At 46.2% G+C, this 23066-nt stretch carries 19 protein-coding genes and 1 riboswitch; of the genes, 2 read left to right on the forward strand and 17 right to left on the reverse strand.

Annotated features, from left to right (window positions below; translation table 11 throughout):
* Positions 1-78 precede the first annotated feature (78 nt).
* From ACHBHN_RS08660 to pbp2a, 9 genes are all read right to left on the reverse strand, one after another.
* Positions 79-1647, reverse strand: coding sequence for an ATP-binding cassette domain-containing protein (locus ACHBHN_RS08660; RefSeq protein WP_394731626.1), 1569 nt, complete (start codon positions 1645-1647; stop codon positions 79-81).
* A gap of 132 nt (positions 1648-1779) precedes the next feature.
* Positions 1780-3387, reverse strand: coding sequence for a CTP synthase (locus tag ACHBHN_RS08665; protein ID WP_105122388.1), 1608 nt, complete (start codon positions 3385-3387; stop codon positions 1780-1782).
* A 152-nt stretch (positions 3388-3539) separates the two neighbouring features.
* The gene (rpoE, locus tag ACHBHN_RS08670) at positions 3540-4124 is read right to left on the reverse strand and encodes a DNA-directed RNA polymerase subunit delta (protein ID WP_105122387.1); all 585 of its coding nucleotides are present in this window, start codon (positions 4122-4124) and stop codon (positions 3540-3542) included.
* A gap of 125 nt (positions 4125-4249) precedes the next feature.
* The gene (locus tag ACHBHN_RS08675) at positions 4250-7453 is read right to left on the reverse strand and encodes a pneumococcal-type histidine triad protein (RefSeq protein ID WP_394733949.1); all 3204 of its coding nucleotides are present in this window, start codon (positions 7451-7453) and stop codon (positions 4250-4252) included.
* Positions 7454-7463: 10 nt separating this feature from the next.
* Complete coding sequence (locus ACHBHN_RS08680) at positions 7464-8378, reverse strand: metal ABC transporter solute-binding protein, Zn/Mn family (protein WP_394733950.1); 915 nt, start codon at positions 8376-8378, stop codon at positions 7464-7466.
* A gap of 115 nt (positions 8379-8493) precedes the next feature.
* Positions 8494-9030, reverse strand: a complete 537-nt coding sequence (gene nusG, locus ACHBHN_RS08685) for a transcription termination/antitermination protein NusG (RefSeq protein ID WP_105111755.1) — start codon at positions 9028-9030, stop codon at positions 8494-8496.
* A gap of 107 nt (positions 9031-9137) precedes the next feature.
* Positions 9138-9314 (reverse strand): preprotein translocase subunit SecE, encoded by a 177-nt coding sequence (secE, locus tag ACHBHN_RS08690; protein WP_105111754.1) that lies wholly within the window; start codon positions 9312-9314, stop codon positions 9138-9140.
* 9 nt (positions 9315-9323) lie between these two features.
* Entirely contained in the window at positions 9324-9476 is a 153-nt protein-coding gene (gene rpmG / locus ACHBHN_RS08695; protein ID WP_002940258.1) for a 50S ribosomal protein L33, read from the reverse strand.
* Positions 9477-9525: 49 nt separating this feature from the next.
* On the reverse strand, positions 9526-11829 hold the full coding sequence (gene pbp2a / locus ACHBHN_RS08700) for a penicillin-binding protein PBP2A (protein WP_394733066.1): 2304 nt from the start codon (positions 11827-11829) through the stop codon (positions 9526-9528).
* Positions 11830-11986: 157 nt separating this feature from the next.
* On the opposite strand from pbp2a, the gene ACHBHN_RS08705 reads away from it, so the two are divergent.
* Both ACHBHN_RS08705 and ACHBHN_RS08710 read left to right on the forward strand, forming a co-directional pair.
* Positions 11987-12955: an NAD(P)/FAD-dependent oxidoreductase gene (locus ACHBHN_RS08705; RefSeq protein ID WP_105161229.1), complete on the forward strand. Its 969-nt coding sequence runs from the start codon at positions 11987-11989 to the stop codon at positions 12953-12955.
* Positions 12955-13821, forward strand: coding sequence for an RluA family pseudouridine synthase (locus ACHBHN_RS08710; protein ID WP_125266554.1), 867 nt, complete (start codon positions 12955-12957; stop codon positions 13819-13821). The genes ACHBHN_RS08705 and ACHBHN_RS08710 overlap by 1 nt, the downstream gene beginning before the upstream one ends.
* A 258-nt stretch (positions 13822-14079) precedes the next feature.
* On the opposite strand, the gene ACHBHN_RS08715 is transcribed toward ACHBHN_RS08710, so the two are convergent.
* From ACHBHN_RS08715 to ACHBHN_RS08750, 8 genes are all read right to left on the reverse strand, one after another.
* Positions 14080-14664 carry a DUF4352 domain-containing protein gene (locus ACHBHN_RS08715; protein WP_105161228.1) on the reverse strand — a complete coding sequence of 195 codons (585 nt, stop codon included), beginning with the start codon at positions 14662-14664 and terminating at the stop codon, positions 14080-14082.
* A 9-nt stretch (positions 14665-14673) separates the two neighbouring features.
* Positions 14674-15513 (reverse strand): mechanosensitive ion channel family protein, encoded by an 840-nt coding sequence (locus ACHBHN_RS08720; protein WP_105161227.1) that lies wholly within the window; start codon positions 15511-15513, stop codon positions 14674-14676.
* Positions 15514-15576: 63 nt separating this feature from the next.
* Positions 15577-16911 carry a sodium:alanine symporter family protein gene (locus ACHBHN_RS08725; protein ID WP_125266549.1) on the reverse strand — a complete coding sequence of 445 codons (1335 nt, stop codon included), beginning with the start codon at positions 16909-16911 and terminating at the stop codon, positions 15577-15579.
* Between the two features lie 111 nt (positions 16912-17022).
* A riboswitch (glycine riboswitch) is annotated at positions 17023-17127 on the reverse strand.
* Between the two features lie 106 nt (positions 17128-17233).
* On the reverse strand, positions 17234-18172 hold the full coding sequence (msrB, locus tag ACHBHN_RS08730) for a peptide-methionine (R)-S-oxide reductase MsrB (protein WP_105161225.1): 939 nt from the start codon (positions 18170-18172) through the stop codon (positions 17234-17236).
* A gap of 60 nt (positions 18173-18232) precedes the next feature.
* Positions 18233-19267: a DUF389 domain-containing protein gene (locus ACHBHN_RS08735; protein WP_105161224.1), complete on the reverse strand. Its 1035-nt coding sequence runs from the start codon at positions 19265-19267 to the stop codon at positions 18233-18235.
* Between the two features lie 86 nt (positions 19268-19353).
* On the reverse strand, positions 19354-19668 hold the full coding sequence (gene trxA, locus ACHBHN_RS08740) for a thioredoxin (RefSeq protein ID WP_105108141.1): 315 nt from the start codon (positions 19666-19668) through the stop codon (positions 19354-19356).
* 377 nt (positions 19669-20045) lie between these two features.
* Positions 20046-20699, reverse strand: a complete 654-nt coding sequence (locus ACHBHN_RS08745; RefSeq protein ID WP_105111746.1) for a GNAT family N-acetyltransferase — start codon at positions 20697-20699, stop codon at positions 20046-20048.
* A gap of 18 nt (positions 20700-20717) precedes the next feature.
* Positions 20718-23051 (reverse strand): endonuclease MutS2, encoded by a 2334-nt coding sequence (locus tag ACHBHN_RS08750; RefSeq protein WP_394733951.1) that lies wholly within the window; start codon positions 23049-23051, stop codon positions 20718-20720.
* Positions 23052-23066: the final 15 nt, after the last annotated feature.

The raw sequence follows: 23066 nt of genomic DNA on the forward strand, positions 1-23066 counted from the left end.
TATACTGAGTTGGGGAATTCTAGTATATCAGACGAACATGTCTTTTTTGTTGCATTTCATTTTACAACGCGGGATTTATTACTTTCTTCTCTCCAGCACCACTATCTGATCATAGTCTGCCTCATGATATGAACGATGACTAATATGAATGACCGTTGTCCTCTCCAAGTCAGGCAGGGCTTGTTCCACCATGGCAAAGGTCCGATCATCTAAACCTGAAAGGGATTCATCTAGGAGCAAGACAGGTTTGTGGAGCAAGAGGGTCCGCACCAAGGCCAAGCGTTGTTGTTGCCCACCTGAAAGAGTTGATTCTGCATCAAATAGCTCACTTTCCAACTGCTGACGACTTGCAAAACGTTGTCCCAAGCCTACCAACTGCAACCAAGTAAGAACCTCCAACTCGTCAATATCCCTTCCCAAACTAATATTCTCCCAGATGCTGGCATGGAAGAGTTTCACTTTTTGTGGCAGAAAGGCAAGATTAGCTTGAACCACCTCTTCTACCACTTCCTTCAAAGGCTGCCCATTCAGATAGACCCCTTCATCACCCTGACCCATTTGTCCCATCAGGAGGTAAGCTAAGGTCGATTTACCTACGCCGCTCTCTCCCTGAATCAGATACTTCTTCCCAGGCTCAAAGTTTAGACTCAACCCCGAAAACAAGGGAGTTCCCTCTACAGAAAAAGAAAGATTGCGCACCTGAAGAGAGGTGAATGGGTGTTTGATTTTTTTGGAAAAAGGCGGAGCTGATTCCTGTTTTAAGAGCTGTTCACGTAGATTACGAACAGAAGCCATATCTGCGATAGACGATGCAATCAAACTAATCGGCATGGTCAATTCTAAAGAAATACTATAAATTGCCACCAAGGCTCCTACTGTCATTTGACCTGCCAAAATCCTTTGACCTCCCAAAAAGAGAATCAGAACCGTCAATAGATAGAAGAACAAACCAGATAGGACATTCAACAAGGCTGACAGAAAAGCCCTCCGGTCTTCCAGTTGATAGATTCGTTTGTATTGATCATTTGTCTTGTCAGAAAAATACTGGCTACGATTGGCATTTTTGATAATGGCTAGACCTGAAAGGAGGTCATTGAGCAGAATCTGATAGACAGCCTTCTCCCGCGAGATGGCCTCCTGAACCCTTTGCCGACTATTTTGAAAAAGGTAGGGTAGCCCAATCGGTACCAAGGTCAAAAGCAGGATTGCTATGGATACCTGGCTATCCAAACCAAAGAGAGCCAGACAGGCAAACAAGAAGGACACCACTCCTTGATAGAGGGAAAACAGGGTATCATAGTAGAGTTCCTTGACCATCTCGCTATCATTATGAATAGCTGAAACCCGTTCCGCTACTTCTGATTGCTTGAGCAAGCTGGGCCCCTGCAAAAAACGATTGACTAGAGTAGCCTGAATCTTGTAACCAACCCTATTCAAAAATCGCTGATTGCAGACTTGACGAACAAACTCTGCTAGCAGCATCAAGCATAAAATCGCAAGCAACTGCCAAATCTGTACCATAAAACCAGCCCTATCCCCACTAGTTAAACTATCGGTTATTCCTGCTATCTGGTAGTTAAAGAGCACGTTTAATCCTGCTACCAAGCTAATCGCCACCAATGTCGCGATAAAATGAAGGTTCCTCACTTCTTCTCCCTCCTTTTCCTAGATCACTCATTACACATATTAAAAAACTAACAGAATCCACCAATTCGTCAAGCCTTGCTCCAAAAAGTTGAGCATCCTAAGGGTGCTCAACTCAAATGCGCTTGTCAATACTTATTTGCTTTCATTCGCAACTGCAGCTGTGACAAAGGCAGTATAGAGTCCTTCAGGACGATTTGGACGAGATTGGAGTTCTGGGTGATACTGACAGGCCACAAAGAACTTGTTCTCAGGAATTTCAACAATCTCAACCAAGCGGTTGTCTGGCGATACACCAGAGAAGACAAAACCAGCTTCTTCAAATTGCTGACGGAAGTCATTGTTAAACTCGTAGCGGTGGCGGTGGCGACGCTGGACAACTTCTTGGTTGTCATAGGCTGCAGCAGCCTTGGAGCCTCGTTTGAGCTTGCTTGGATAGAGGCCAAGGCGGAGGGTGCCGCCCAAGTCTTCGACACCAATTTGATCACGCATGATGTCAATGATTGGGTATTTGGTTTCTGGATCCAACTCAAAACTATTGGCTCCTTCTAATCCAAGAACGTGGCGAGCAAATTCCACACAGGTCAACTGCATGCCCAAGCAGACGCCTAACATAGGCACATCATTCTCACGCGCATAGCGAATGGCTTGAATTTTTCCTTCGGTACCGCGTTGACCAAAGCCACCAGGTACGATGATTCCCTGGGCTTGTCCAAGTCGGTCAGCTACATTTTCTGCTGTCAGGTCGTTGGCATTGACCCAATCCAACTCAATCGCAGCATCGTTGGCATAGCCAGAGTGTTTCAAGGCTTCTACAACTGAAATGTAGGCATCTTGGAGTTCGACGTATTTTCCAACAAGAGCAATCTTAACGTTTTTCTTGAGGTTGAGTACCTTGTCAACCATAGCTGACCACTCTGTCATATCCGCTGGCGGTGTATCCAATTTCAAATGGTCGCAGACAATCTGGTCCATATTCTGGGCCTGTAAATTGAGCGGAATTTGATAAAGATGCTCCACATCGAGTGACTCAATAACCGCCTCCGGTGTCACATCGCAGAACTGGGCTAATTTATTTTTAATCCCTTGGCCGGCTGGCGCTTCTGTACGAATGACCAACATGTTGGGCTGAATGCCCAATCCGCGCAATTCTTTGACCGAATGTTGGGTCGGCTTGGTTTTCATTTCCCCAGCCGCCTTGAGATAGGGCAAGAGCGTCGTGTGAATATACATGACATTGTCCGCGCCCACGTCTGCTTTCATCTGACGCAGAGCCTCAAGGAAAGGCAGACTTTCAATATCACCGACAGTTCCACCGACTTCTGTAATAATCACATCGGCATCTGTTGTCCGAGCAGCGCGTTTAATCTTATCCTTCAAAGCATCCGTGATATGTGGAATAACCTGCACAGTAGCCCCAAGGTATTCGCCCTTGCGTTCTTTTCGAAGGACTTCGCTGTAAATTTTCCCTGTTGTCACGTTGGAATATTTATTAAGATTGATGTCAATAAACCGCTCATAATGTCCCAAATCCAAGTCCGTTTCCGCACCGTCATCCGTAACAAACACTTCACCATGCTGGTAAGGGCTCATCGTCCCTGGGTCAATATTGATATAGGGGTCAAATTTCTGAATGGTCACCTTGAGACCACGATTTTTCAACAAACGACCCAGACTTGCCGCCACAATTCCTTTACCAATCGACGAAACCACACCACCAGTTACAAAAATATATTTTGTCATGCAAACTCCTTTCCTCTGCTCATGTCGCATGGAGGGGGTAAGCAACATGAAGAAAAAACAAAAATAGCTCCCTATCAACTAGGGAGCCCTGACCTCAAAAGAGGTGCCCGATAATATACTAACTCAATTCGATGCGTTTGTCAATCTTGAACTTAGTCTTCTGTCGACTCGTCGTCAGAATAGTCGTCATCTTCTTCACCGACATCAACTTCTTCATCATCCGTCAATTCATCATCGAGGATAATTTCATTGATTTCTGAGTCGTATGATTCTACTTCATCCTTCTCATCATCTGGATTTTCATCATCGTATTCTGAACCAGGCTTGTCTTCGTAACTATCTTCATCTTCTGGATCATCGTTGCCATAATCGATAGCATCCTCATCACCATCCATGAAGGCATTGACACGTTTTTTCTTACGCTTTGGCGCATCTTCATCATCTTCTTCGAGAGTAATAACTTCCTCATCAATCTCATCGATGGCATACCATGAACGAAGACCCCATTTGTTTTCACCTAGCGGAATGAAACTACCGTCCACATTCAAGTCAGAATAGAAAGTTGGCAAGGCTACACGAATCTCACTGTTTGATTTTTCTAAATAATTCTGAATTTCATTGACCAAGTCATTGAAGTACATTTCATTGTCACGTCCACGTTCTTCCAAAATAGCACGAGCTACTTCAATCATGGAAAGTTCGCTTTTTTCTTGTCCTGCAAATACGTTAAGTTCCAAGGCTTTTCTCCTTTTTTGTCTTTCCTTTCTATTTTACGCTAAAAAAAGCAAATAGTCAAAGATAATCTTTATCGTTTTTCTGTAAAAAATACCTGCAGAGCTCAGCGCTACAGGTATTTTGTTTACTATACTTGTTCTTCTAAACTTGGAAGGGAGATGGTCCGTTTGACCCCATCCTTATCTACAAGTCGAACAACTTTGCTTGCTGCATCATATTCGAAAGCTTCAAAAGAAACTCTGTAACGGTCTGAGAGTGTGACCAGACTTTGTTCAAAGGTTTTGAAGTCCATGCCAAACTCTTCTGCTCTTCGTTTTAATTCTTCTGTAAACTCGTCAATTTCCTCAGTTTCCTCAGAAATAATTTCTTCATCACTTTCTTCCGTCTCTATTTCTTCTGTCGATTCAGATGGTGTATTTGGTGTAAATACTCCCCAGCCATCGTCTGAAACTGGGCGTTCTTGTGGATTAGTCATGTAGTATTTAACTGTTGCTAGGAAATCTTCTAGACTATACCCTTCAGGACTTCTTGCACTACCTTGGTCAAACCATTTAAAGGATACATAGTGATAGTGATCTTGATGCGGAATTACCAGAGTCCCGTTGCGTACTTCGGTCGCATAGCCAGCATTGTAGGTCAGTGCTTCGAAAGGAACGACTTTCTTCGCTTCAACTCGGTTGTAAATTTCCTCTGCTGTTTCTTTGGCAACTTGCGGCTGTTCTGGCGTTGTTGTCTCGCCTGCACTTGCTTCTGTTTCAGTTGGTACAGGTGTTGACGGTGAACTAGAATTAGATTTCTCACGTTGAGCCACCATAGCCTCTGCTGGGATTAGCTCGCTTAAGTAATTCAAATCACTCTTGTTAATCCGACGGTAACCATCTGTAATTACACGTGGGATGCGATAGTTATCCGTACCTATTTTCACTTTGGGATCTAATAGGTCTGCTGGATCAAAAATATAGCCATCTTTTGTTGTGTATTTCCCTGCAGACTTAGCTTCAGCCAGTTCTGTTGCAGAGTGAACAATCTGCCAGTTTTTCAACCCTTCACGTTTTTCAATCGGTGTAACATTTTTAGCCAGTATTTCTGCATCACACTGGTCCAAGAGAGCCTGGACTGCCGCCAACTCCTGGTCTGACAGCTCTTTTTTGGCGATAGATCGGAGGGAACCACCGGTCGCCCGTGGCAGGCTGAAGGCGCCGCTGAAGATAAAGCTGGCCGGATCCAGGACGTCCTCTGGGGTAAAGATATAGCCGTCGTTGGTAGCAAAGCGGCCCTGGGCGCGTGCTACTGCCACTTCCTCAGCCGTGTGGATAATCTGCCAGTTTTTCAGGCCGGTACGCTGAGCCTGGTCGGTCGCATTGGCAATCGGTTTCAGGGCATTTGGATCCATGACATCATCGCCATGACCTGCTGTGGTCCAAGCTGCAGGACGAACCTCTGGGTGCTGCATAATGTAACGAATGGTCGCGATCTGCTCCTTGCTCAGCCAGCTATAAGGCAGGATGTGGATATGGTCGATATGGGGAATGACAAAGGACTCGCCTGTATCGTAGGTCGCGTTGGCTCCCTTCATTGGGATCTTGTCAATGCTGACGTGCATAGCTGGTGCCAAATCTCCAGCAACCTGTGGAGCCGTGTCAAAGCGGTAGTCCTTGTCCAGTTCCATCAGGCGCAATTCTGCAAAGGAAATTTTCATCAGGTCCAATTCATCTCGGCTGTAACGGTAGCTTTTGCCGTCCAACTGAACTTGGTAGAAGACCTTGCCTGCCTCAAGCTGCTTGCCAGTCACGGCTTGCGGATCAAAGACTGGTTTGTTTACGCTCGTATCAACTGGACTTGGTTGAGCCGGTTGTTCAGGAAGAGCTGGTTGGCTTGGCAGGACTGGAAGTGTCGGCGCCGTCGGCTGACTTGGTTTTGGAGTGGCTGGTTTATTAGCAGGCTTAGTATTTCCTGTCAAGCCTTTCTTTTCCCGAACCCATTCTTCGACTTGCTTGATTTCAAAGTCTTCTAATTCGCCAAAGCCGACATAGTGGAAATGGTCACCGTGGCTACCAATCAAGCCCTGGTCATCAACAGATGTGATGCTGGCCTTGCTGAAGGTGTAGCCGTCGCTGGTGAAATAGACCTTGCCATCCAATCCCTTTCCGTAGGCAGGGATGCGACGACCTAGATAGGTAACAAATGGCTGGTTAGTGGCTTGGGAATCAGTAGGACCTTGTTTTGGTGCAGGACTTGGCTGGGATTGATGAGGGGGATTGGCTGGTGTGGCTGGCTGGGTTGTGCCTGTCGGATAGTCAGTCCGCGTAGGCTGGGCAGCTGTATGCCCTGAGCCTGCTCTGCTATTTTCCCCAATCATCCGAGCAATCCGAGCCTCCAGTGGCGACATCTGGCTGTAAGGGATGAAATGATAGTGGTCGCCGTGGGGGATGATGACGCCGGCAGCGGTCTTTTTACTAATCATGCGTGGGTCAAAGACCAGACCGTCGGCCTCTACATGGCGCTGGGAGAGCGGTGTAGCATCTAGCTGGGCCAAGAGGCTGTTCAAATCTTGACCTGAGTGGCTTGAAAGGGCGGTCGAGCCAGTCTGGCCCTGAGACGGGTAAGTGTCCTTGGTCGACTGACCCTTGTTTGAGGACTTGCCGTCAATATAGGCCTGGGCTGCCTGTAACTCGGACGGAGACAGGTCCTTCTTAGGAATAAAATGGAAGTGGCTACCGTGAGGCACGATGAAGCCGTCTCCCGTGTCCTCAATCACATCAGTAGGGTTGAAGACATAGCCGTCATCGGTCTTATAGCGACCATCTGCTGTCCGGCCGCCACCAGCCTCCTGATAGGTCTTGTCCGAAGAGGATACCCCCTTCTGTCTCTGAACTTCCTCCTTGGTCCGCACATTTTTCTGCTGCTTTTTATCTTTGAGATAGAGGTAATACTGGCCATCTACCTTAATCACATAGCCATCCTGGACTTCATTGACAATGTGGTTGTCTTGGAGGACATAGGCTGGGTCGGTCATAATCAGCTCTTCGCTGAAAATCGCGTCGAAGGGCACCTTGCCATTGTAGTAATGGAAATGGTCACCGTGAGAAGTCACATAGCTCTGGTCGGTGATTTTGACCACAATCTGCTCGGCGTCGATATTTTCCTTGGCAGAAACTTCCTCTGGCGTCAACTGTTCAGCCAGCATACTCTTTTCTGTCTGGCTGTCTTCGATGTAGGCTACTCGGTTCTTGCTGTCTTCCGTGGCTTGGTAACGTCCCAGCTGGTAGCTACAAATGCTCATGCCCAGAACCAGGGCGGCTACTGAACCAACTAATTTCTTGTTTTTCATGTTTTCTCCTTTACTGTAATTCCTTGGCGAGGGTGTCTAAGACGGCATCTAGATTTTCCAGATAGGTTAGATTGTTTTCTGGATCTGCCTCAAGCGGGTCCAAGATTTTCAGGTCAACACCTGTGGAGCTCTTCAAGGTCTGGGCCAGCTTGTCTGACTTGCCCTTTTCCACAAAAATGGTTTTGACATCGTAGGTATCGACAAATTCCTTGATTTCTGCCAATTCTCGTGGATTAGGCTCTTCCTCTGACACACCAGCTATGCCCAGTTGCTGGAGGCCGTAGCGCTTAGCCATATAGGAAAAGGCTGTGTGCTGGGTGACGAAGGTCTTGGATCTTGTTTTTTCAAAGATAGGCTTGTATTTGTCTGCCAAATCCTGGTATTGCTGCTGGAGCTTGCTGGCATTTTCGTTGTAGTAACTAGCCCGCTCAGGGTCTGCCTCAGCCAGTAAATTACCAATCAAGACCGCCTCCTGCCCCACCAGAACTGGGTCCAACCAGGTATGGGGGTCGTATAGACTGGCCTCGTCCATGCCCTCTGTCACCTCCACATCCTCCAGACCAGGAACTCGCTGTAGCTCTAAACCACTGGAGGCCTCCAGGACCTTGACCTTGGAACCTTGCACATTCGGCTCCAGGCGACCGGCCCAGGACTCCAAAATCTTAGAATGGTAGATAAAGACATCTGCGTCGTATATTCCCTTGACATCTGCTGGCGAGGGCTCATAGGAATGAATCCCATTTCTAGAGCCAATCATACGAATGTCATTGTAGTCACCAGAAATTTCCTTAACCAGTGAATAAATTGGGTAAAAGGAAGTCACAATCCGCAGGCCAGATTGGACTTGGCTAGACTGGCTCTGCTGGCCACAGGCCGAGAGGACTAGTAGCATGAGTGATAAAAAGAGATATTTCATCCACTTCATTAGATTTCTCCTTGTTTTTCGTTAACCAGTTAACTATAACACAAAAATGGTTAACTGGTCAAGTATTTTTAATAAAAAAGACAAAACAGTTGTTGACTGTTCTGTCTGATGGATATTATAATTCTGCAATCTGGCTCAAATTCACTTCTGCAATGGTATCATTACCAAACATGGAGATAACCATCTTAACCTTGTTATTATCGATTTCAGTGATTTTACCAGTGTAGTCTGTGAAGGCACCGTCAATGATGCGGACTGTGTCGCCCACCTTGACATCGATATCTCCTTGGACTGTTTGTCCCATAGATACCAGGATTTGGCGGATTTCTTCTTCCAAGAGTGGAGTTGGTTTGGAACGGTTACCGTGAGAACCCACGAAACCTGTAACGTTTGGCGTATTACGAACCACGAACCATGCCTCGTCAGTCATGACCATCTCTACCAAGACATAACCTGGGAAGCGGTTTTCTTCCACTTCTTTCTTCTCGCCGTTCTTTTCTACCTGAACCGTCTGGGTTGGGATTTCCACGCGCAAGATGTTTTCCAACATATTGTATGTATGCGCACGTTGGAGAAGGTTTTCTTTTACCTTGTTCTCGTATCCTGAATAGGTTTGTAGAACAAACCAGCCTTTATCAAAACTATCGTACATAGTCGTTCCTTTCTTTTGAAAGCTGTATTGAAGACGCTAAAAAAAGCCCGAAGGCTTTCGCTTTTCTTTATTATACCACTTCCATTTTACAAATGGCAAGTATTTTACTAGAAAAGATTGATCAAGCTCATCAAGCCCTTGGACAAAATGAGGTCAAATATATACACAAGTACCACGAAGAAGGCTGTGTATTCTACGACTGAGAAGAAATCTTTCCAACTCTGCTTGCGCGTTGGCCAGGCAGTGTCTTTTAAAATACGGAAAATATCTGCGACGAATTTCACCTGCTACTCCTATCTAGTTTCCTTGTGGACCGTATACTGACCACAGTGTTTACAAAATTTATTTACTTCTAACCGTGTTGGCTTGGGATTGCTCGATAGGGAAATTGAATAGTTACGAGATCCACAAACTGTACAGGCTAGGCTTGCTTTTTTTAGTGCCATATAGCCCTCCAATAAACCTTATTTTATCATGTTTTAGCTCATTTGACAACTACTCAAACCAACTTCTTATATTGTCTATGAGGGTGCGTGCTCGCTCAGGTAGCTGGGCATCAATGATTTGTTGCTTGGTTTCTTCTAGAAGCTGTCTTGCTCGGTCACTGATTTCCTGGATTTGCTCTGGGCTGATGACCGGCTCTGTCGGTCCTGTCTCCACTTGATTGATAGGCACAATGCCATTCATGGCGTAAGCATTGTCCACTGTAAATGGTGTCCCGCTGGTCTGACTCAAGAGATTGGCCGCAACTGTTTGGAAGAGCACAGGCGCCTTCCAGGAATTATTGGCATCGATATAGTGGGTCTCGTCAGTCTTTTCAAAACCAACCCACTGGCTGATAACCAAGTCAGGTGTATAGGCGATAATCCACTGGTCATTGATAAGAGAGACATCAAAGTTGGTCTCGGTAGTCCCCGTCTTTCCGGCTAGATTGTAGCCGTAGACATCCGCATTGACCCCTGTACCGTTGGTAAAAGTTCCCAGCATCATAGAGGTCATCTTGTCTGCCACTGACTTATCGATCACCTTGGTCGACTGAGAACGGTGGTCCACAATGACCTTGCCATTGGCCGTTTCAATACGGCTAATCAGATGAGCATCCTTCATGGTCCCATGGTTGGCAAAGGCACCATAGGCCTGGGCCATTTGCAGGGCATTGGTCTCCACACCAGATCCTATAGCCACTCCTAGTACCTTTTCAACCTTATTCATGTTCAGGCCAAATTTTTTCCCGTATTCAAAGGCGGTGTCAATCCCCAAGGTGTCGACAATGGATGCCACAGGCAAATTGTAAGACAGGGCTAAGGCTTGGTACATTGGAATAGATTCCGATGTAGACAGGTCATTATTCTGCAAGGTATAGGTCCCGTAGGTCGTCGTGTGGTTGTCCAGCTCTTTATCAATTTCCCAGCCTGCCGACACTGCCGGAGCATAGGCAACCAAGGGCTTGATGGTCGAACCCGGACTTCTCTTGGCCTGGGTTGCGAAATTGAAGTTACGGAAGGCATAATCTTCGGATGAATTAACCCGCCCAACCAGCGCTCGAACGCCACCTGTAGACGGATCCAGGGCCACGCTTGCCCCCTGAGCATAGGAACTATCATAGGCAGACTGCGGGAAGAGACTCTCATCATTAAAAATCACCTGGAGATTAGCCTGAGAGGTCTGGTCCATCTCCGTATAAATCCGGTAGCCGTTGTTGATAATGTCACTTTCTTTCAATCCATATCGGTCAATGGCCTCTGCAATAACCGCATCAAAATAAGAGGGATAGGCATAGTTGCTAGCCTTGCCCGCATAAGCATCGTAGAGCTGACTGCCCACGTCCACCTGCATTCCTGCATCAGCAGTTGCCTGATCAATAAACTGGGCATCCACCATGACCTGCAAAATAGTATTACGGCGGTTGGTCGCATTTTCAATGGAATAATAAGGATTGTAAATCTCAGGCCCCTTGAGCATGCCGGCTAAAACAGCCGATTGCTCCAGACTCAAATCGCTAGCATTAACCCCAAAATACTTGAGACTAGCATCCTGAACCCCCCAGACCCCGTTGCCAAAATAGGCATTGTTGAGGTACATGGTCAGGATTTCCTGCTTGCTATATTTTTTATTGATTTCAAGGGCCAGGAAATACTCCCTCGCCTTCCGGCTAATGGTCTGGTCCTGAGTCAGGAAGGCATTTTTGGCCAACTGCTGGGTAATGGTCGAACCACCGCCAGACCGGCCCAAGGTGAGGAAGGCCAGTAGGGTCCGCTTGTAGTTGATACCAGAATTTTCATAAAAAGTCCTGTCTTCCGTAGCGATGACGGCATTTTCCAGATTATCCGAAATGGCATCCAGCTCCACATAGGTTCCTTTCTGCCCCGACAGGGTACCAGCTTCCAAACCGTCCTTGTCATAGATAACCGTCTTGGCCTTGAGGGCCTCCTGCAAATCGCCAACATTTGCGGTCTTGGCTAGGAAGAAGAGATAGCCTCCCACCGTCAGTATCAAAACACCCAGAATAATCAGCAGAATTTTAGTCAGCTGGTAACGGCGCCAAAATTTGCGAACAGGCTCTGGAATCCGACTTTCCTTTTTAGGTTTATCCGACCTGTCACGATTGCCCCGGGCTGAGCGACGGCTAAATTTGGTTTTCTTCCCACTTTCTAAATATGGCAGGTCTATGTTTTTCGTTTCTCCCATGTCAGACTCTGCGCTTGTAAATTGGTCGCTAGTATAGGCCTTGGTCTGGTCCAGAGACTCAAAATCCTCTGGTACTTCAATGGGATCAAACTGCAAATCGTCCTTGTCCATGCCCCCTCCTCTTTCTCTAGTTTTGGACTATTATACTATATCGGCCCAAATTTTTCAGCTACCAATCCTTTGGTTGAACTGTGACAGCCCATAAAATCGGTCTCAGGACTGAAAATATGGTAGAATAGGACTATTCTCTATTGATAAGGAAAAGACTATGACTGAAATCTACGACATTACCATTATCGGCGGTGGTCCTGTTGGGCTCTTTGCTGCCTTCTACGCCCATCTGCGCCAGGCCAAAGTCAAAGTGATTGATTCGCTGCCCCAACTCGGTGGACAACCCGCCATCCTCTATCCTGAAAAATCCATCCTGGACATTCCTGCCTTCCCAAGCCTGACTGGTCAAGAATTGACGGACAACCTGCTTGCCCAGTTAGCCCCATTTGACACCACTATTTGCCTCAATGAAACCCTGATAGCTATCCAACCGGGTGAAGTCATCACTTTGACAACCAACAAGGACACCCACCAGACCAAGTCGGTCATCATCGCCATGGGTGGCGGAGCCTTCAAGCCCCGTCCTCTGGAGATTGACGGAGCTGACAGCTATGAAAACGTTCACTACCATGTGTCCAATATCCAGCAGTACGCAGACAAGGACGTCCTTGTCTTGGGTGGTGGCGACTCCGCTGTTGACTGGTCTCTGGCCTTTGAAAAAATCGCCAAAACCACCAGCATCGTCCACCGACGCGACAATTTCCGTGCCCTAGAGCACAGCGTCGAGGACCTGAAAAAGTCTAGCGTCGCCATCCACACTCCCTATGTTCCTAAGGAACTTTCTGGGGAAAATGGCAGAGCTGCTGCTATTCGTTTCGACAAGGTCAAGAGCGAGGACCAGCTCACCCTGAACTTCGACCACCTCTTTGTCAACTACGGTTTCAAATCATCGGTCGGAACCCTGAAAGAATGGGGATTAGACCTGCATCGTCACCGCATTTTAGTCAACAGCAAACAGGAAACCTCGCAGGCCGGCGTCTATGCTATCGGCGATTGTTGCTACTACGAAGGCAAGGTTGACCTGATTGCTACTGGCTTTGGCGAGGCTCCGACTGCCGTCAACAATGCTATGAACTACATCAATCCAAACGAAAAAGTGCAACCAAAACACTCAACCAGCCTATGATGAAAATTAACATTCGCATTCCCCAAGCCTTTCCAGAATTGACTGTCAAAGAAGTCTTGGAAGATTATTTTCTCATTCCCAGAAAAATCCGCCACTTCCTCCGCACCAAAAAACACGTCACCGTCAATGGGCAAACCGTTAACTGGCAGAGTTCCATTGCTCCCGGTGACCTGCTAGAATTGACCTTTGATGAGGAAGATTATCCGGAAAAGACGATTCCTATGGGGCAGGCAGACTTGGTCGAAGAGCTCTATCAAGATGAACATCTGATTATCGTTAACAAGCCCGAAGGAATGAAGACCCACGGCAATGAGCCGACGGAAATCGCCTTGCTCAACCATGTATCAGCTTATGTCGGTCAAACCTGCTATGTGGTCCACAGGCTGGATATGGAGACCAGCGGAGCCATTCTTTTTGCCAAAAATCCCTTTATCCTGCCCATTCTCAACCGTCTCTTAGAGGATAAGGTCATCTATCGCGATTATCTAGCCCTCTGCCAAGGTCATCTCAAGCAGGAGAGTTGGACCATTACAGACAAAATCGGGCGCGACCGTCATGATCGCAGGAAACGATTGGTCGATCACCGCAAGGGTCAGGAGGCTGTCACTCATGTCAAACAACTGGAAAAAGTCGGCAAGAACAGCCTGATTTCCTGTCGCTTAGAAACTGGACGCACCCACCAAATCCGCGTCCACCTAGCCCACCACGGTCATGCCCTCATTGGCGACCCACTCTATAGCAAAGTCAGCGCTCCCCGCCTCATGCTCCACGCAGCCCGCCTCAGCCTGACCCACCCACTGACACTCGAAGAAATTAGTGTAGAAGCAAGGTCGGAGAGTTTTGAGAAAGAACTGAAAAAAAGCTGAAGTTTCAGCTTTTTAACTTACATATAATTTTATGTTAATTACCCGCTTTACTCATACTCAATGAAAATCAATCTAGCCCAGCTTCAACTGTTTGGGGAACAGTTGAAGGCTGGAAATAGAGCGAACTTGTTCGCCTCAAAAATGCCGAAGGTAGAACTCTGTCGCTCTCTCGTTTCAAGGCGACAGGCTGAAAACCTCCCCCGGATCTTTTCACTCACCAAGGCTCTTGACAACGGATAAGATGATTTTCGAAGAGTATCAAATCCCCTGGCCAATCAGCTGCTCCGTCCACATGACATCATCATAGACAAAACCAAGATTGGTCTCACCGTCCAAACCATAGATAAGACGGACAGATATCTTCTCACCGGCCTTTATTTTCTCAGCCAGATTGACATCATAGGTCCGTAAGTCCAGGGTCAAAGGGAAGTCCGTTGAAAGGTCAATCAGGTTAAAATAATATTCGTCAAAGTAAATATCTTCCTGACCAGGATTTTCCACTTCCAAATCTACCACATAGGCCGAAGGGTAATAATCATCCACCAGATCCACGCTGTCGTCTTGTCCCATGGATTGCACCGTCACGCGCAGGCCATCCGCAAAGTCAACACTTTCTCCGACCTCGTGCTCTCGATAGGTCCTGGTGCTATCAAATTCCGTAGAAGGCTGGTCCAGAGAAAGCTCGCTAAAGCCAAGACCAATGATGAGTAACAAGCAAGTCACCCCTAGCACAAGACTGGCTACAGCGCCAATTATGGTGGTCCAAAAGAGGGGCTGTTTGTAGAGAGCTTTCTTAGGATAGTACATATAGCCGTCTTCGACGACGAAATCTTTCTGCTGCATAGGAACTCCTTATTTCAAGCTGGCTGTAGGCAGGTCGATGCCTGCCTGGCGTAGGGCATCTTGATAAAATCCTAAAAATTGATGGTAGATATTGCTTTGTTGACCATGTGCTACAAATAGATTGACACGGAAAACAAACTGACCATTGGTCGTATTTTGCGGTCCAAGAACTGTCACACCTGTAATCTGATCAAAGTTGCCAACTTCTCTACGGTTGACTTCCTCAATTACTCGACTTACCTGCTCCAAATCGGTGTTAAATTTAAGCGGAATATCTACCTGAGCTCGCATATCTCCACGAGATTGATTGGACACGACAAGGATATTACGATTGGGAATAAAATGCAAGGTCCCATCTGCATCACGTACTTGTGTCGTCCGAATACCCATGCTCACAATGGTGCCTGAAATAGTAATGGGACCGTTGGTTAACTTAACCACATCTCCGACGTCAAACTGTCGTTCAATTAAGATAAAGAATCCATTGACCAAGTCTGAGAGAAAACCTTGTGCCCCCAGCCCAACAGCTACCCCGGCAATCCCGGCTCCTGCAAGAAGACTAGATACCGGTAAGCCTAAAATGCTCAAGATACAATAAATGAGAATAAAGTAGAGCAAATAATTCAGAATACTCTCCACCAGACGGCTAATCGTTTTTTGGCGACCAATGTCTTGTGTAGATACCTTTAGAGAGGGAACCAAAACCTTTTTCACAGAAGCTTTGGCTATCTTCTTGATAATGTAAAATGCAACAAAGAGTAAAACTAGCGATAGAACCTTATTTAGACCTGCTGTCACAATGACCTCAATATTAAATTGAGAAAAATACTTGATAATAAAATCATTCATGAGATAATTATAGCAGAAAAAACTATAAAAACCTAAAAGACAGCCAAATGACTGTCTTTCATCTTATTTCTTCTTTGCAAAATACTGGCGTGTCTCCTTGATGATAACAGGCGAGAGAGCCAGTAAGGCAATCAAGTTTGGAAGAGCCATGAGCCCGTTCACAATATCTGCGATGGTCCAAATCAAGTCCAACTTGAGGAAACCACCTAAGGCAACCATAGCTACAAAGACCAGACGGTAAGGTAAGATGGCTTTGGTTCCAAATAGAAACTCAATACAGCGTTCCCCATAATAAGACCAACCCAGAATGGTCGTATAGGCAAAGAGAACTAAACTGATGGTCAAGGCCAAGACACCTGGCTGTCCAAATACTGTCGAAAAGGCTGCCTGAGTGAGCGGAGCCCCTGCCAACCCTTCTATAGACCACTGACCAGTTACTAGAATCGTCAAGCCTGTCAAGGTACAGATGATGAGTGTATCGATAAAGGTACCCGTCATTGAAATCAAGCCCTGTTCTACTGGATTATCTGACTTAGCTGCTGCTGCTGCAATAGGCGCCGAACCTAGACCAGATTCATTGGAGAACACCCCACGCGCAATCCCACGCTGGATTGCCTGTTGCACGGTCGCACCTGCAAAGCCACCCACAGCTGCTGCTGGGGTAAAGGCTGATGTAAGAACCATAGCTATGGTTGGCAAGAGCTGATCCCAATGCAGAGCCAAAACGATTACACTTGCCAAGACATACAAAATCGCCATAAATGGGACAATTTTAGTTGAAACATCAGAGATTTTTTCAATCCCTCCGAAGATAAAGAAAGCGATGGAAATGGCAGTTACGATGCTGACCAACTGGGGAGCCAGACCAAAGCTAGCAGACATGGATGAGGCAATGGAATTAACCTGAGAAAAAGTTCCCATCCCCAAGAGGGCCACTAAAACTCCTGAAATGGCAAAGAAAACTGCTAAAGGCTTCCACTTTTGTCCCATCCCCAAGGTGATATAGTGCATCGGACCTCCTGCTGCTTGCCCATTGGCATCCTTGGTACGGTATTTAATGGCTAAAAAGCCTTCTGCATATTTGGTTGCCATCCCGAAAAAGGCCGCCACCCACATCCAGAAGAGGGCACCTGGTCCACCTGTAGTAATAGCTGTCGCAACTCCGACAATATTTCCTGTACCAACTGTCGCTGCCAAAGCTGTACAAAGGGCCGCAAAGCTGGACACATCTCCCTGACCAGACTGGTCACTGGAGAAAATCAAACGAAAGGCCGTTGGCAACTTACTGATTTGAAAGATTCCCAACCGAAGGGTAAAATAGACACCCGTTCCGACCAATAGTAATAAGAGGGGCAGACCCCACACAAGGTTATTAATGTTTTGCATCAATTCTAACATAGCTTCCTCCTAAGTATGATTCCTAATCCTATAAAGCTGCCGGAAAAACAAAAAGAGGCTGAACACTTCAACCTCTAGAATCAACGTGAAAAATACAGAAAAAGCCTATTTTTTCAACGCTCTGTCCTTTTACCTGAGAGTTTCAGTAGCTCTACTTTTCCAAGCAGGACTACCTTGCCCCTTCGGTGCCAAAATGGTCTCTCCAGAGTTCCGTCCATTGAACAGTCAGTTTCCCTTCTACCCAATATCAACCGGTTATTCAGTTTTATCTTGCTCTATTCTAGACTATTTTTCAGGAAAAATCAAGCAAGTTTTCAAAAAATTATCCCAACAAGTCCAAAAACAGTCCATATCCTGCTTCTTCCATTTCCTCTCTCGGGATGAAGCGAAGGGCTGCGGAGTTGATACAGTAACGGAGACCGCCTTTATCACGTGGTCCATCATCAAAGACATGACCTAAATGAGCATGACCAGCCCGACTGCGGACTTCAATACGGTTCATGCCGTGGGACTTATCTTGGAAATAAGTCGCCACTTCCTTGCTGATTGGTTTGGTAAAGGAGGGCCAGCCGCAGCCTGAGTCGAATTTGTCTGTCGAGAGAAAGAGCGGCTCGCCAGTCGTAATATCGACGTAGATGCCAGCTTGGTCGCTATTCCAAAACTCATTTTCGAAGGGTCTTTCCGTCGCAGCTTCTTGAGTGACTTGATACTGGAGGTCGGTCAAGCTGTCTTTTAAGACTTGCTGGTCTGGCTTTTGGTAGTCTGCTACATCAATCAGAGGGATTTTTGCCTGCCCAAGATCGATATGACAGTACCCTTGGGGATTTTTCTTGAGATAATCCTGATGGTAATCTTCGGCGGGAATGTAATGTGCGAGTGGCTCCACTTCAACGGCTAGGGGGCGTCCGCCAAAGAGCTGGGACTGCTCCGTCATGACTTGCTCGATAGTCGGCAAATCAGCCTCATCTGTGTAATAGATACCAGTCCGATACTGGCGACCTTTGTCAGGTCCCTGCTGATTGACAGAGAAGGGGTCAATGACGCGGAAATAGTAGAGGAGAATTTCCCGCAAATTGATACGAGTCTCATCATAGGCTAGATAGAGCGTCTCTGCGTGGTCTGTTTGTTTGAGGAGTTGATAATTGGTCGTCTCCACCTGCCCATTAGCATAGCCCACGCTGGTGTCAAGAATGCCATCAATCTGGGAAAAGTAGCCTTCCATTCCCCAGAAACAACCGCCTGCTAGGTAAATTTCTTTCATGTTTGTCTCCTCCTATATCATCTAATCTATTCTTAAAAGTAGGACGCATATTCCTCCCGCCTACTCTATCTCATCTTGAATTTCTTCATTTTTTGTATCTGTGTTGGACAACTTTTGCTCAATATACTGGTCAATATACTGGTAAACCTCCTTAGCATCTGCCTGTGACAAGCTGGCAACCTGGTTGACCTTGACCGTCAATTTCTCTAATCCGTATTTCGACTTTTCCTTGACTAATTTTTCCAATTCTTGTTCGGTCAGTTCTTGTCCGACAATGGTAATCTCCAACTGATTTTTAGTTTTATTATAAGTCCGGCTAAGAATAGTGTGAGAGGTAAATTTCTCGCTAATGTATTGATTCATGGCATCCTTACGGGCATAGTCTAAGACCAGATTTCCTGCTGAAAGCAGACTCGGAATGGTCAAGGCAAGTACTAGAGCCGTCATACCATATCTCAATTTTGGGTTCAATTTGTTCAATTCAACTGCCTTGGTCCGTCGCATCATAAAGCGGGAGCCGAAAAAGGTGGTCAACATGATGAAGATACAGTTGATCAAAAAGAGGTAGAGGGCTCCAAAGAAGTACTGGGTATTACCATGAGCCAAGCCAAAACCTGCTGTACAAATAGGAGGCATGAGGGCTGTCGCAATGGCAACACCGGGCACAATATTATTGGCCTCTTTTTTCCGACTGCCAATCACTCCAGCAATTCCGCCAGCAATGGCAATAATAATATCCCAGACTGTCGGCGAAATTCTAGCAGTCAACTCTGTACTGGCTACTGTAATCGGCGAAAGATAGAAATAGATGCTGGATACCAGCAGGCTAATAACAACTTCGACAGCCAGCAACTTCAACGCCTTCTTCATCAAGGCAAGGTCATAAATCGCCAAGCCCAGACCAAGCCCAACAATCGGTGTCATCAAGGGGGAAATCAGCATAGCACCGATAATCACTGCCGTGCTATTCATATTTAAACCAACAGAAGCAATAAAAATCGCACACATTAGGATAACTATATCACGAGTCTGTAAATCCAACTCTTCAAAGAGCTTATCACGGTATTCCATGGTTGTAAAATACTTGTTTTTCATATTCTCCACTCTCAGTTTTTTAGGTAACTTTATTATAACAATCTATTTTTTGATAGATAAAAAGGACTTTTCTCAGTCCTTCCTAGCTAGGCAATTTCTGCCAAGATTGCTTTGATTTGGTCTTTGGTATGCACACCTGCTACTTGTTTCACAACTTGTCCATCTTTTTTGAACAAAAGGGTTGGGATAGACATGATTCCAAATTGACGAGCTGTGTTTGGATTCTCATCAACATCCATCTTGTAGATACGCAGTTCATCTTCATCCACTTCGCCTGCTAATTGCTCTAAGATTGGTGCTTGCATGCGGCATGGACCACACCAAGGTGCCCAAAAGTCAACAAGGACTACGCCTTCTTGTGTTTCAACTTCAAAGTTTGCATCTGTAATAACTTGAACCATGATTTTCTCCATTTCTGATTTTGGTACTATCATTCTACACCAAATGAAGAGAGAATGCGAATTTTTGCTACGGGATGAGAGTGGAGATAGGCATGTCGAAAAAATAGTGACTTAAAACGGACTATTGTCAAGCCAAGCTAGACCGCAGGGAGCAAGCGTGAAATAGAAAATGGTTCTTCCTGTCAAATCCAGTTGTAGCAACGGGACAAGATGACGGAGTAGGTGCTACGGAGCAAGAAATTGAATAGACATACTTTGGATATCTTAAATTGAAAAGCAGATTGAACAAGTGAAACTAGACCGTAAGGATACCAGAGGGGACTAATAATCCCTTTGACTTGCCAGGTTCATTGCCAAAAGAAAAAAGTTGAACCTTTTCAACTTTTTTCCGTCAAATCCACCACGTAGGTCAATTCTTGATAGGCATCTTCTATGTCAAAGAGACCCAAGCCAGCTTCTTCACTGACTACATAAACACCTTCTCTCAAATAGTAGGGAACTTGCTGACCTTCAATATCTGAAAAGGACAATCTACCTCGCTCTAAATCAATTCCAAAACGGATGGTTGGGATGTCTTTGGGTGCTCCGACGACTAGATAGTCCGAGCAAACTAGCTGTCCGCCCCATTTTTGATACAAGTGATTGGCTACATCTCCCTCTCTGGTAAAGATGGCTAGTTTCTCTACACCTTGCTCTCTCAACTCCTGCTCTGCTTTTTCAAAAAGCGCCTGGGCAATACCCTGACCTTGAAAATCAGGGTGGACTGCTAGGTTAGTAAAATAAGCTGTCCGCTTACTTGGTGCGTAAATATAAGACTGGCTGCACTCTTCCGTGTAAATATCGATGTCGATTAGACCAACAATTTGTCCGTTTACTTCAGCCACCCATTCCACGCGGTAGTCATAAACGTCTGTCATTAGTTCGGGCTTCTCTGTTTCTCTATCATCAAAGAATGGGGAAAAGAGGTAGCTGAGTGCCTTGCAATAAACCCAGCCTTTTTCATCACTGGTTTGATAGTTTCTGATAATCATAATGTTACTCATAGCTCCTTACTTAAAGGTCACAATGGTACAGCCTGATCCACCAGCATTTTGTGGGGCGTAGCCGAACTCCTTGACCTGCTTGTTGCGACGGAGGTACTTGGTCACTCCTTCTCGGATGACTCCAGTACCGATACCGTGAACAATATCGACTTGGGCCATATTGTTAAGCAGGGCCTGGTCGATGAATTCATCCAATTCCATCATAGCCTCTTCGTAGCGTTTGCCACGGAGGTCTAAGCGGGCTTTTGGTCCTCGTACATTGGCACGTTTAACTGTATGAACCTGGCGCTTCTTAGGCTGCTCTGCCTTCTCCACCTTAACTAGCTCAAACTCCTCCTTAGTCAAGGTCATCTTAATCAAGCCCACCTGTGCTTCCCAACGGCCGTCCTTTAGTTGATTGGTCAAGGTACCACGTTGTCCATAGGCTGTGACGATAATATCATCACCCACCTTGGCAGCACGCTGGATTTTGGCTTTTTTCAGCACCTTGTTTTTAGACAAATCCACCACTTCAGGCGCCAATTTTTTCAGCTCGGCCTTGGCTTCGATAATCTGATGGGGTTTGAGGCTGGCTGCTGCATGGAGATTTTTGAGAATATCCTCGCTTTCTGCCAATGCCATATCGACAATTTCCTTGGCCTCCAAACGTGCCTTGTTGAGCTCATTTTCCCGCTCACGATTGAGCTCGTCATAGAGCTTACGAAGGGCTCGGTTCATCTTGTAATTTTCTTGCTCCACATCACGAATCTTATCCAGACGCTGACGACTTTCAACTGTCTGACTTTCCAATTTCTCGATAACGCGGTTCACATCGCTATCTGTATCGGTCCAAGACTGGGCTGACTGGATGATGATATCCGATAAACCTAAACGCCGGGCAATTTCAAAGGCATTGGAGCGACCAGGAACACCCTGCATAAATTTATAGGTCGGACGCAGGCTATTGGTATCAAATTCCATGCTAGCATTTTCAATACCTGAGGTTTCTATCCCGTAAGCCTTGAGCTCAGGGTAGTGGGTAGTCGCCATTGTCTTGATCCCCCGCAGGCGAAGGTCATCCAAAATAGCCATTGCCAGCGACGCACCCTCTTGGGGATCTGTACCCGCCCCCAACTCGTCAAAGAGAATGAGGGAATCCTGATCCGCCTCCGCCAAAATCGCTACCGTATGGGTCATGTGACTGGAGAAGGTCGATAAACTCTGCTCGATGGACTGTTCATCACCAATATCCGCAAAAATTTCCTTGAAAACAGCGACCCGACTACCCTTATCAGCCAAGATTGGTAAGCCAGACTGGGCCATAAGATGGGTCAAACCCAAGGTTTTGAGCATGATGGTCTTACCACCCGTGTTGGGACCTGTAATCACAATAGCCGTCAACTGACTACCAAAATAAAGGTCGTTGGGTACAGGCTGGGCAATCAGAGGATGGCGGACATTGAGCAGGGCAATATCCTGCTTATCAGAAAGCCTAGGAACCACCGCCTTGTACTCACGCGCAAAAAGATGTTTGCCACGAATAAAGTCCAAATGACCAATGACCCAAGCATTATTCCGAATAATACCGCTATGTGGTCGCAACATATCCGACAATTCCTGCAAGATCCGACTAATTTCATGCCGTTCTTCTGCACGCAAGTGACTAATGTCTTCATTTAAACTCACTACAGCCCGTGGTTCAATATAAACGGTCGAGCCAGAAGCGGAAATATCGTGGACAACCCCTGCAATCTTATTCCGATAGGTATTTTTTACAGGAAGAACATTGCGACCGTTCCTACTAGCCAGGATAGTATCTGACAGCATATCGCTCTTGTTCTTCAAAATATCCTGCATGACCTGACGGACCTGATCCTCTGCTTCACGGATCTTCCGGCGGATTTTCGCCAGCTTTTCAGAAGCAAAATCCTCTACAAAACCAGCATCATTGATGGACTGGAGCGAGCCTTGTAGATGCGGAAAGAGCTCGATTTTCTCAAAATGCTTGTCCAACTGGCTTAGCTGGATGTTTTCCAGATTGCCATAAAAATCCAAGAGGGATTTGGACACCTCCAGGACTTTTTTGACAGCTAAGAGCTCCGTAATATTGAGGTCCGTATCCAACTCCAAACGACGCATGGCTGGATTGATGTCTGTAGTCTCAGACAGGCTGAAATAGGGATTTTCCACAAAAATCTGCCCCATGTCTGTCAATTCATCAAAGGCCTGCTGGATACGGTTGATGTCCACCATGGGCTCCAGTTGCCGTAATTCGTCCAAGCCCTGGTCTGTCAGCAGATAGGGCTCAATTTTTCGTCTTACTTTGTGAAATTCAAGGGTTTCAATAATTTTATGATTCATACTTTCCTACTTAGA

This window comes from Streptococcus sp. A22, assembly GCF_043674215.1.
GTDB lineage: Bacteria > Bacillota > Bacilli > Lactobacillales > Streptococcaceae > Streptococcus > Streptococcus suis_V.

Excerpts from the sequence above, each read along its gene's own strand:
- ACHBHN_RS08665 (WP_105122388.1), bottom strand. The coding sequence starts at position 3,387 with ATGACAAAATATATTTTTGTAACTGGTGGTGTGGTTTCGTCGATTGGT.
- ACHBHN_RS08675 (WP_394733949.1), bottom strand. The coding sequence starts at position 7,453 with ATGAAAAACAAGAAATTAGTTGGTTCAGTAGCCGCCCTGGTTCTGGGC.
- ACHBHN_RS08680 (WP_394733950.1), bottom strand. The coding sequence starts at position 8,378 with ATGAAGTGGATGAAATATCTCTTTTTATCACTCATGCTACTAGTCCTC.
- nusG (WP_105111755.1), bottom strand. The coding sequence starts at position 9,030 with ATGTACGATAGTTTTGATAAAGGCTGGTTTGTTCTACAAACCTATTCA.
- rpmG (WP_002940258.1), bottom strand. The coding sequence starts at position 9,476 with ATGGCACTAAAAAAAGCAAGCCTAGCCTGTACAGTTTGTGGATCTCGT.
- pbp2a (WP_394733066.1), bottom strand. The coding sequence starts at position 11,829 with ATGGACAAGGACGATTTGCAGTTTGATCCCATTGAAGTACCAGAGGAT.
- ACHBHN_RS08705 (WP_105161229.1), top strand. The coding sequence starts at position 11,987 with ATGACTGAAATCTACGACATTACCATTATCGGCGGTGGTCCTGTTGGG.
- ACHBHN_RS08710 (WP_125266554.1), top strand. The coding sequence starts at position 12,955 with ATGAAAATTAACATTCGCATTCCCCAAGCCTTTCCAGAATTGACTGTC.
- ACHBHN_RS08715 (WP_105161228.1), bottom strand. The coding sequence starts at position 14,664 with ATGCAGCAGAAAGATTTCGTCGTCGAAGACGGCTATATGTACTATCCT.
- ACHBHN_RS08720 (WP_105161227.1), bottom strand. The coding sequence starts at position 15,513 with ATGAATGATTTTATTATCAAGTATTTTTCTCAATTTAATATTGAGGTC.
- ACHBHN_RS08725 (WP_125266549.1), bottom strand. The coding sequence starts at position 16,911 with ATGTTAGAATTGATGCAAAACATTAATAACCTTGTGTGGGGTCTGCCC.
- msrB (WP_105161225.1), bottom strand. The coding sequence starts at position 18,172 with ATGAAAGAAATTTACCTAGCAGGCGGTTGTTTCTGGGGAATGGAAGGC.
- ACHBHN_RS08735 (WP_105161224.1), bottom strand. The coding sequence starts at position 19,267 with ATGAAAAACAAGTATTTTACAACCATGGAATACCGTGATAAGCTCTTT.
- trxA (WP_105108141.1), bottom strand. The coding sequence starts at position 19,668 with ATGGTTCAAGTTATTACAGATGCAAACTTTGAAGTTGAAACACAAGAA.
- ACHBHN_RS08745 (WP_105111746.1), bottom strand. The coding sequence starts at position 20,699 with ATGATTATCAGAAACTATCAAACCAGTGATGAAAAAGGCTGGGTTTAT.
- ACHBHN_RS08750 (WP_394733951.1), bottom strand. The coding sequence starts at position 23,051 with ATGAATCATAAAATTATTGAAACCCTTGAATTTCACAAAGTAAGACGA.